Consider the following 1011-nt stretch of genomic DNA (forward strand, 5'->3'; position numbering starts at 1 on the left):
TTTGGCCACCCTTCCCAAACATCGGGAAGCTCGCCACTTTCGCCCTCTCAATTTCTTGTATTTGCCCATGGCCCAGCGAACCAGTGTTGCTTCCACATAATTCAAAACCTTCTTCAATTCAGATGGGTAAAATTTCCCATAATAATTGATCCAACCTCGAACCATTGGATTGATCAACTTTGCCAGCTCTTCAAGCGAGTAAAGCGATCGCTTGGTGGGTATTCCCAGCTCCCTGATAGTATCCCGAATATGCTGAGCCGAAACTTTGCTTATTGCAGGCAGAAAACTAACAAAGAACTTCCCATACCGGCTTCTGGTCATCCTTGGACGAAAGGTGTAGCTCAGAAAATCAAACGACGTATGTTCATGCTGCTCCGGCCTGTCCTCATCCTTGCAGTAGACCAGCTTTGTCTTTACTGGATGTAGTGTCAGACCACAGTCTTTTAACCGTTGCCTGACTTGCTCCAGTACAGATTCTGCTTCCTGTTTTGTGCAACAGTGGATCACCGCATCATCGGCGTAACGCTCAAACCAGACATGCTGGATATTACATTCAAGCCAATGATCAAAGGCGTAGTGCATGAACAAATTTGCCAGCAGAGGACTGATTACGCCCCCTTGCGGAGTTCCCTTAGTTCGCTTGACTTGCTCCTTGCCATCATCAACAGGAGCCTCCAGCCAACGCTTGATATACAACAGAACCCAAGATTCCTTAATGTGGTGCCTTACTGCTCTCATCATGAGGCCATGATCAAGGTTGTCAAAGAAACCCTTGATATCGAGATCAATCACCCAGTTACGACGCCAGCAGCGTTTTCGAGCCACCGCCAGTGCCTGATGAGCACTTCGATTGGGGCGATAACCATAAGAGTTTTCATGAAAAACAGGTTCCACTAATGGCTCTATAATCATCTTGACCACAGTTTGGGCTACGCGGTCTGCCACTGTCGGTACTCCCAGCGGTCTCGTGCCTCCATCTTTCTTGTCGATGTCTACACGCATGACGGGGGG

Annotated in this window: 1 protein-coding gene; it reads right to left on the bottom strand. The window is 48.3% G+C overall.

Annotation, left to right across the window (positions count from 1 at the left end; all coding sequences use genetic code 11):
• Positions 1 to 1011: group II intron reverse transcriptase/maturase (ltrA, locus tag KDK15_RS14600; RefSeq protein ID WP_257296118.1), on the bottom strand; the 1011-nt coding region annotated here is incomplete at both ends.

Source organism: Endozoicomonas sp. YOMI1 (assembly GCF_024606345.1).
GTDB lineage: Bacteria > Pseudomonadota > Gammaproteobacteria > Pseudomonadales > Endozoicomonadaceae > Endozoicomonas.